Here is an 8,511-nt window from a genome sequence, read left to right as displayed (position 1 = left end):
TCGACAGCTGCGACCGGATGGTCGATCACTATCTGAATGCAGGCGCCACCGGATTGACGCTTCTCGGCATCATGGGCGAAGCGCCGAAGCTGACTTCGGACGAGTCCGCGTCCATCGTGCGCCATATATTGAAGCGGGTGGATGGCAAGGTGCCCATCGTGGTCGGCGCCTCCGCCCCCGGCTTTGCGCAGATGCAGGACCTCACCGCCCGCGTCATGGATATGGGCGCCGCCGGTGTCATGGTTGCCCCTCCCGGCTCGCTGCGCACCGACGACCAGATCGTCACCTATTATACGCAGGTGGCCGAGTTCCTCGGAGATACGCCCTTCGTGCTGCAGGATTTCCCGCTGGTCACGGGCGTTCAGATCTCCGTTCCAGCCCTCGCCCGCATCTTCAATGCCCTGCCCACCGCCGTCTGCCTGAAGCACGAGGACTGGCCGGGACTGGCCAAGATCACTGCTTTGCGGAAGGAAGGCACGCTGAACCGGCGCATCTCTATTCTGTGCGGCAATGGCGGCGTCTTCCTGCCGGAGGAGATGGAACGGGGAGCCGATGGCGCCATGACCGGCTTTGCCTATCCGGAGATGATGGCGAGCGTCGTTGAGAACCACCGCAAGGGTGATATGGAGCGGGCGCGGGATCTGTTCGATGCCTATCTGCCACTTGCCCGGATGGAACAGCAGCCCGGCGCCGGTCTCGCCATACGCAAATACATCATGTACCGGCGCGGCATCCTGGCAAGCCCCGCCCTGCGCAAACCCGGCGCGCCACTCGATCCCCTGTCCCGTGCGGAAGTGGACCGGCTGATGGCCCGCCTTGAAAAGCGTCTGAAGGAGTTGAACTGATGGAACTTGGACTGAAGGGCAAGCGCGCCCTGGTTTTGGGCGCAAGCCGTGGCCTTGGCCGTGCGATTGCCGAAGAGCTCGCCCGGGAAGGCGCTCATGTCATCGCCGCAGCCCGGACCAGCGAAGCCATCGAGGCTTGGGCGCGTGATATCCCGGGCGCGCAGGTCACCCCGCTGAAGCTGGATCTTACAGATCTCTCTGCCATTGACGCAGCACTGGACAAACTGCTGGCGGAGGGCGGCGTTGATGTTCTCGTCAACAACATTGGCGGCCCTCCTCCCGGCCCGGCTCTGACCATGGACCGCAGCCTGTGGATCCAGCACTTCGAAGCGATGGCCGCCAACCTCTTCCATCTGTCAGGCCGTCTGGTGCCTCAGATGCAGAAGAAGGGCTGGGGCCGCGTCATCACCATCGCCTCTTCCGGCGTCGAACAGCCGATTGCCAACCTCGCCCTTTCCAATGGCATCCGCGCTGCCGTCACCGGCTGGTCGAAGACGCTGGCCTCGGAAGTTGCCCGCGACGGGGTGACTGTCAACGTGGTTCTGCCGGGCCGTATTCTGACGACACGGCTTGAGGAACTGGATGCAGCCGCAGCCAAGCGCACCGGCCAGCCCGTGGAAGCGGTGGCACGCGCTTCGGCGGAAGCCATCCCGGTTGGCCGTTATGGCCGCCCGGACGAGTTTGCCGCCATGGTGGCTTTCCTCGCCTCGGATCGGGCGTCCTATGTCACTGGCTCGCTGATCCGCGTGGATGGCGGGGCCACCCGCAGCCATTGATAAACCGGAACGTGACCGGAAAAGCTGTTCCGGTCACGCTTCTCCAGCGACCTTGACAATCCAGTCACGAAAAGCGCGGATCTTGCGGTTGGTTCGCCTGCTTTCAGGATAGACCAGCCAGTAGCCCTCACCATTGCTGGCCACCAGATCGAAGGGCTGCACAAGCAGCCCCCGCTCCAGCTCTTCCCGGTAGAAGTCCGGCGTGAGAATGGCAACACCTTGCCCTGCCACGGCTGCCTGTGCCTCTAGCACCTGTGCGCCCATCTGCGAGCGCGAGCGCGCATCAATGCCGGCCGCATCATAGCCAACCGCACGGAACCAGACCTGCCACCAGGGATCGCTCGGATCGATGATCTTGAGCTTCAGAAGGTCCGCCGGTTCCCGGACACCGCCGATGGAGGCAGCAAGGTTTGGGCTGAGCATGGGGGTGAAAGGCGCGGGCTTGATCAGATGCGCCGCCAGCCCCGGCCAGTTGCCAAGCCCTGCACGGATGGTCACATCCACGGCCTCCCGGGCGAAATCCACCTGATGATTTGACACGTCAAACCGGACGGCAAGCTCTGGATGCTGGAGCTGAAAGGTGCCGATCCGCTGGGCCAGCCACCGGGCGGCAAATGTGGGGCCGCAGTTGATCACCAGCACGCCTTGCGCTTCCTGCCGGATATTGGAGAACGCGCCCCGGATGAGATCAAAGGCTTCCGTCACCGGCCCGGCGAGGCGGCGGCCCAGCTCCGTCAACTCCACCTGGCGGGATTTCCTCAGGAAGAGAGGGCCGCCGGAACGCTCCTCCAGCAGCTTGATCTGATAGCTGACGGCAGCTTGCGTCATACCCAGTTCTTCGGCGGCACGGGTGAAATTGCAATGGCGGGCGGCAGCTTCAAAAACGCGAAGCGCTGCCAGAGGAGGCAGGTCTGACACAAGCTGGCCTTATGATAACTGCGTGAACTTTAATTGGATTGGGAGAATGCATCAAACCTATGGTGCGGGCAACTTCAACCGGGACATGAATCGAAATGACGCTCCATGGCAGCGCAGGCAACCTCATTTTACGCCTTGTTCTCAAGCTTCTGGCGGCCTCTTCCGCACAGGAGGCCGCCACATCTGCAAGGCTGGAAGACCAGCATAGAGTCTGGGTTCCCCACAAGGATGCCTTGCCGGAGCACCTGCAGAAAGACATAGGCCTGACTGATGGAAAGAACGGACGGCGCGGACGGTGAACTGGCTGAAGCTGTCTAAAAGTGGGAGTTTTCTAGCAGCGCCCCACACGGCTTCCAGGCAAACCCCTTCACTGCGCCATCCCGGCCTTCCTGCTGGGGGCTGTTAGAAGGAATCCGCCTTGTGAAGCTCCCAAGGCCGCTCTCCTGAAAGCATTGAAACGAAACACCAATCCCTTCCAACACCATCCCAGACAAAAAAGGCCGTGCAGACCCACCTCTGCACGGCCTTACACCTCAACAGGACAAAGGCTTGCGTCAGCCATTGCCGCCATTCAGGATTTCCAGAAGGTGCTGGAAGCGGAGCCCGGCCATCGAGACCCCGTCCAGCACCATGTCATCCAGCTCGTCCTCGGCCTGCCCGCTGCCGCCCTTGCCGCGCAAGGTCGTGGTGCGCAGACGGTCGGCCAGAAACACGGCCAGCGCCTTGTAGAAACGGGCTGCAAAGGCCGGGTTTTCTTCCAGCCGCTGCTCGATCCGGCGCTTTTCCAGCGCCAGAACGCGAGTGTCACGTGCGGCAACAACGGTTGCCGAGGGCGGAGCCTTGTCGACGAAGGACATTTCGCCCAGGATTTCGCCGCTCGACAGGCTGGCGACGGTGCCGACACCGGTCACCTGCACATCCACCTGCCCGTCCAGCACGATGAAGAGATCGGCCGTGGCCCGCCCCTCCTGAATGAGTATGGCGCCTGCGGCCAACGTCCGCCGTTCACCGGTCTGGGCCATCCAGGCAATGTCCGCGTCATCCAGCTGACCCAGTATGTAAAGAACCTTGCGCATGAAAATCCGTCCTCAGTTCAAACCAGCTGGCGGCGGGCATGCGCCGCAAAATGTCCATCAAGTGCCATGAGTTCGCTGTAGCTTCCCGTCTCCACCACACGCCCCTTGTCGAGCATGATGATGCGGTCAACGCTCTCAATGGTGCTGAGCCGGTGGGCGATGACGAGCCTGGTCACTGGCAGCCGCTGCAGGGTTTCGGTGACGATGGCCTGCGTGCGGTTGTCGAGGGCGCTTGTCGCCTCATCGAGGAACAGCACCGCCGGCTTGCTGATCAGCGCCCGCGCAAGAAGAATGCGCTGGCGCTGGCCGCCCGACAGCGTGCCGCCGCCATCCAGCATCACCGTATGCAGGCCCATGGGCATCTGCTCGATGTCCTTGTCGAGACCAACCATCTTCGCGGCCTCCAGCGAGGCATCCATGCCAAGGCCGCTTTCGCCGGCGATATTGTCATGAATGCTGCCGGCCATGATGCGGCCATGCTGCAGCACCACGCCGATCTGGCGGCGCACCTGCGCCAGATCCAGACGGCTGAGGGAATGGCCATCGAAGAAAATGTCGCCCAGCTCCGGCCGGTCGAAACCGAGCAGCAGGCGCAGCAGCGTGGACTTGCCGGAACCGGATGCGCCGACGACGGCAACGAACTCGCCCTTGCCGATGCGCACGCTCAGCTCGTTGAGGGCAAGCGGGGCTTTCTCCGAATAGCGGAAGGAGACATTGCGGATATCGATAGCGCCAGACAGTTTCACCGGGCGGCTTTCCGGCGGCGGCGCATCCGGTACGGCCTCGATGATCGGCCCGGCGCGCTCGATCAGCGGAACGGCTGACAGCGACTGGATCAGCGCCCCGGCCAATGCAGATATACCGCCCAGAACCTGGGCAAAGGCCGTCGAGACGGTGATGAAATCGGCCAGCGAGAAGCCCTTGCCCGCATTGCCGCCGCTGGCGGCCTTTTCCATGTCCGCCTTCAGAAAATACAGGATCATGGCATAGAGCACGATGGTCGCCAGTTGCGGCAGGAGCGCATCGGATGCGCCCTGCAGATTGGTCCAGCGCCCGGCTTTCACGGCATGGCGCATGTTCTGCGAGAACAGGCCTGACCAGCGGCCAAAGCCCATCGCCTCGCTGGCGGAGGCCTTGAGCTTGGTGATGCCCATCAGCATCTGCACCACAAAGCTCTCGATCCGCCCCTTCAGCGCCATGCGCTGGCGCTCGTGAATAAGTGCACGGTAGCTGATGGCCACGTTGATGAGCCCGATGACCACCGCCAGCAGAAGCACGATCAGAGCCAGCCTTTTGTCCACTGTGAGGATAGGCACCAGGCTGATGATGGAGAACACGCTGCTCGCTGCCGCACTGGTGAAGCTGGACGTAATCACCTCACGCGCTGCCTGAATGCCCAGCACACGGTCGGAAATGTCACCCACGGCATAGCGGCGGAAGAAGGCGGGGGCAGGCGCAGAAGGCGCAACAGCATCGCCGGTTGCAGCCGGCTTTCAAAGCCCAGTTCCGAGCGGAGCATTGTCAGCCCCTTGCCCGCATCAAACACCGCGCGGGCCAACGCCGCCGCCAGAAGCCCGCCGATGATCACACCGGTGAGATTGAGATTGGCATAGGGGATGGCATCACTGACAAGGAAGCGGGAGCCATAGGGCACCAGCGTTGCCAAAATGGCGGCGGCCAGCATCAGCAGCACCAGCCGCAGCCGGTCCGCCCCGAGACAGGCGAAGCCGAAGGCAAAGAGATCACGGAAACGCAGCGATCCGGCAGGCAACGCGGGATAGATTTGCACTGCATCCGCCGCAAGGCCGGTCGTGCCACTGCCTTCCGTGCCGTCGCTTGCAATCGGCGTCACGCGCTGGCCATCATGCACGTGCCAGCGACCCTTGCGGAACAGCAGCGCCACGGGGCGGCGTTCTTCGCCCATGAAGCCGATCAGCGGCAGGCCGGGCAGCAGCGTCCAGCCGGGCCGCAGCAGCACGGTGCGCCGGGTCATCTGGTGGCGCGAGACAATGATGTCGAGGCGGTTTCGCCCCTCTTCCAACCCGCCCGGCGTCTCGAAGGCCTCCAGCTTCGGCGCAACCTTGAGGGCGCCAAAGATGCGCAACAGGCTGGAGCGCAACGGATCAGGGTCGTCAGTCACAGCCGGGGTCACGGCCGTTTCGATTGTATGCCCGGCAGCGGCTGATGCGAGTTCCGAGAGAGCCTGCGTCTTGCGCGCTTCACCCAGCTTGCGCCTTTCGCTGCGCCAGTCATGCTGGCTGCGCAAGGCTTCGCGTTCGGCAAGACCGTTGGCCAGCGCGAGCAGCAGCACAGCGTCGCTGCGTTCACTCCCTTCTTCGGCATCACCAGGCGCCGGAGGCAGATCAGCAGCTTGAGCCAGCACGTCTTGCCAGCGCTGCACCGCTTCCGCACTCACAGGCTCGCCGGGGGCACAGCGGCGCAGGGCGCTGTCCGCGCCACCAACGCCAACAAGGGTCAGGCTGCGGCCATCGCTCAGCGCAGCGGCGGAAATGCCGCGTGCGAAACCGCATTCTTCCAGCCGGAACAGGAACAGCCGGCGGCCTTCCAGCGGCGCACCGAAAACGGCGAATACATCGAGATAGCCACGCTCAACGATAAGCCACTGGGCTGGATCATCAAGCACATGCGGATGGGCGCTGCCAGAGGGCAGATAAGCACCAGAAGTCAGACCGGGATGGGAGCCTTGTGTCATGTCCGCCTCACTGCGCTCCCGTCTGAATGAGATCCGCATAGGCACCATTTGCGGCCATCAGGCTATCGTGTGTGCCACGCTCGACGATTTCGCCGCGCTCCATCACGATGATCTCCGAACAGTCACGCACGGTGCTGAGCCGGTGGGCAATGATGATGCAGGTGCAGCCGCGGCGGCGCAGGTTGTCATCAATGGCCTTCTCCGTCTGCGGATCGAGCGCGGCGGTCGCCTCATCCATCACCAGAATGGCCGGATCACCGACCAGGGCGCGGGCGAGTTCCAGCCGCTGGCGCTGGCCGCCGGAGAAGTTGCGGCCTCCTTCCTCCACATGGGCATCAAGCTCACCGGGACGGGACACGATGTCATCCAGCATCGCGGCATCCTCCAGCGCCCGGGTGATGGCATCATCCGGCACATCCGGGTTCCAGAGCGTCAGGTTCTCGCGCACCGTACCTTCAAAGAGGAAGATGTCCTGATCCACATAGGCGATGTTCGCCGCACGCTGGAACTGATCCATCTGGGAAAGCGGCGTACCATCCAGGCGGATTTCCCCTTCCCAAGGCGCCACAAGACCGCAGATCAACCGCCCCAGCGTGGACTTGCCGCAGCCCGAACGGCCGACAAGAGCAATACGTTCGCCCGGACGGGCGGACAGGGAGATGCACTCGAACAGCGGCTCATCCAGCGGATTGTAACCATAGCGGATCGCGTCCACTTCCAGCGTACCGCTCATCAACCGCGATGTGCCCCCGGCAGGGCTCTGCGTCAGCGGGTCCGGCTGATTGCGCATGGCGTCATCGACGCGGTTGAGATCGGCCCGGATGTTGGCAAGCTTCGGCGACAGGGCAACCAGGCTGACAAGAGGTGCGGAGAAACTGGCGGCCAGAAGCTGGAAAGCAACGAGATCGCCCAGCGTCATCGCCCCCTGCATCACGCGAAAGGCGCCTGCGCCCAGAATGGCCACATCCACCAGACCGGTGAGCAGCGCCGGGGCCAGCGACGTGATCAGCGCCCGCGAGCCGGATTCCTGCACAGCATTGAGCAACCTTGCATGGATGCCGGCCCAGCGCCCGAAGGACGAGGTTTCAAGGCCCGAAGCCTTGATGGTCTCAATGTTGTAGATGAGGCCAACCGTGGTGCCGCCCAGTTTGCCATGCTCCACGGCAAGGCGGATGGAAGACTGCTTCAGCCGCTCCTGCACGACACGCAGCACCACAAGGTTCGGCAGGCTGAGGGCAATGGTCAATGCACCCAGTACCGGATCATAGCCCAGCAGCACCACGGCAAAGAAGGCCAGCGTGCCCCAGTTCAGCACCGCATTGGCCATATCGGCGGAGATCACCTCTGCCACCCGTTCGCTTGCCTCAACGCGGGAGGCAATCTCACCGGCGCTGCGCTGGGAGAAGAAGGACATGGGCAGATGCAGCACCCGCCAGATGAAAGCACCAGCACCGGAAATCGTCAGTTTGGTGCGCAGCCGCAGGATCAGCGACGAGCGCAGCCAGGTGAGGCCGGTCTTAATCAAGGCTGTAAGACCCAGCGCGATCAGCAGCGGACGTGTCAGATGCTCCTGCTGCTGCATCAGGATGCCATCGACGAAAATCTTGGCAAAGACAGGCAGCACCACGCCGGGGATGACGAGCGCAAGACTGAGAAGCCCGATCAGCCACAACGCCCCATGAGACGACGAGACGCGGGCGCGGAAGGCGGACAGCAGCCCCTCGGGCTTGCGCGTCTTGCGGAAGGCGTCCGTCTTCTCGAAGGTCAGCACAACACCGGTGAACGCTTCGCTCAGCTCCTCGCGGGTGATCACACGCGGGCCCAGCGCAGGATCGTTGATATAGGCATGGGTGTCCGTCATGCCCTCAAAAACCACATAGTGGTTGAAGTTCCAGTGCAGGATGGCGGGCCAGGGCAGATCGGTCAGCGTCTCGGGTTCCTTGCGGAAGCCCTTGGCGGTGAAACCATATTGCCGGGCGGCCTTCAGCAGGCTGCTGGCCTTGGAGCCATCGCGTGAAACGCCGCAGGCAACGCGCAGTTGTTCCAGCGGGATCCAGGCGCCATGGTGAGCCAGGATCATGGCAAGGCTGGCCGCGCCGCATTCCACCGCCTCCATCTGCAGGATGGAGGGAGTGGCCTTCCGGCGGCGCTTTGCGGGTCTGGAGGGCTTGTCCGTGCTCATC

7 protein-coding genes (1 of these 7 cut by a window edge) are annotated in these 8,511 nt (G+C 63.3%); 2 read left to right on the top strand and 5 right to left on the bottom strand.

What is annotated here, in order from left to right:
• Together ACQB61_RS01770 and ACQB61_RS01765 are read left to right on the top strand one after the other, a co-directional pair.
• Positions 1-845 carry the 3' portion of a dihydrodipicolinate synthase family protein gene (locus ACQB61_RS01770; protein WP_430511238.1) on the top strand. The gene continues 79 nt to the left of window position 1, outside the view, so 845 of the gene's 924 nt are visible here — the last part of the coding sequence; its start codon lies beyond the left edge, outside the window; its stop codon occupies positions 843-845.
• Entirely contained in the window at positions 845-1,621 is a 777-nt protein-coding gene (locus tag ACQB61_RS01765) for an SDR family oxidoreductase (RefSeq protein ID WP_430511237.1), read from the top strand. Before ACQB61_RS01770 ends, ACQB61_RS01765 begins: the two co-directional genes overlap by 1 nt.
• A gap of 33 nt (positions 1,622-1,654) precedes the next feature.
• On the opposite strand, the gene ACQB61_RS01760 is transcribed toward ACQB61_RS01765, so the two are convergent.
• The 5 genes from ACQB61_RS01760 to ACQB61_RS01740 form a co-directional block, all read right to left on the bottom strand.
• Positions 1,655-2,530 (bottom strand): LysR substrate-binding domain-containing protein, encoded by an 876-nt coding sequence (locus ACQB61_RS01760; protein WP_430514259.1) that lies wholly within the window; start codon positions 2,528-2,530, stop codon positions 1,655-1,657.
• Between the two features lie 563 nt (positions 2,531-3,093).
• A complete protein-coding gene (locus ACQB61_RS01755; RefSeq protein ID WP_430511236.1) occupies positions 3,094-3,615 on the bottom strand; it encodes a cyclic nucleotide-binding domain-containing protein in 522 nt (173 codons plus the stop codon).
• 17 nt (positions 3,616-3,632) lie between these two features.
• Positions 3,633-5,039, bottom strand: a complete 1,407-nt coding sequence (locus tag ACQB61_RS01750; protein ID WP_430511235.1) for an ATP-binding cassette domain-containing protein — start codon at positions 5,037-5,039, stop codon at positions 3,633-3,635.
• Entirely contained in the window at positions 4,988-6,328 is a 1,341-nt protein-coding gene (locus ACQB61_RS01745; RefSeq protein WP_430511234.1) for a hypothetical protein, read from the bottom strand. The genes ACQB61_RS01750 and ACQB61_RS01745 overlap by 52 nt, the downstream gene beginning before the upstream one ends.
• A gap of 7 nt (positions 6,329-6,335) precedes the next feature.
• Positions 6,336-8,510, bottom strand: a complete 2,175-nt coding sequence (locus tag ACQB61_RS01740; protein WP_430511233.1) for an NHLP family bacteriocin export ABC transporter peptidase/permease/ATPase subunit — start codon at positions 8,508-8,510, stop codon at positions 6,336-6,338.
• Between the last annotated feature and the right edge of the window lies 1 nt (position 8,511).

The organism is Pannonibacter phragmitetus (assembly GCF_050510895.1).
GTDB classification, from domain to species: domain Bacteria; phylum Pseudomonadota; class Alphaproteobacteria; order Rhizobiales; family Stappiaceae; genus Pannonibacter; species Pannonibacter phragmitetus_B.
This window is presented reverse-complemented; position numbering and strand designations above follow the sequence as displayed.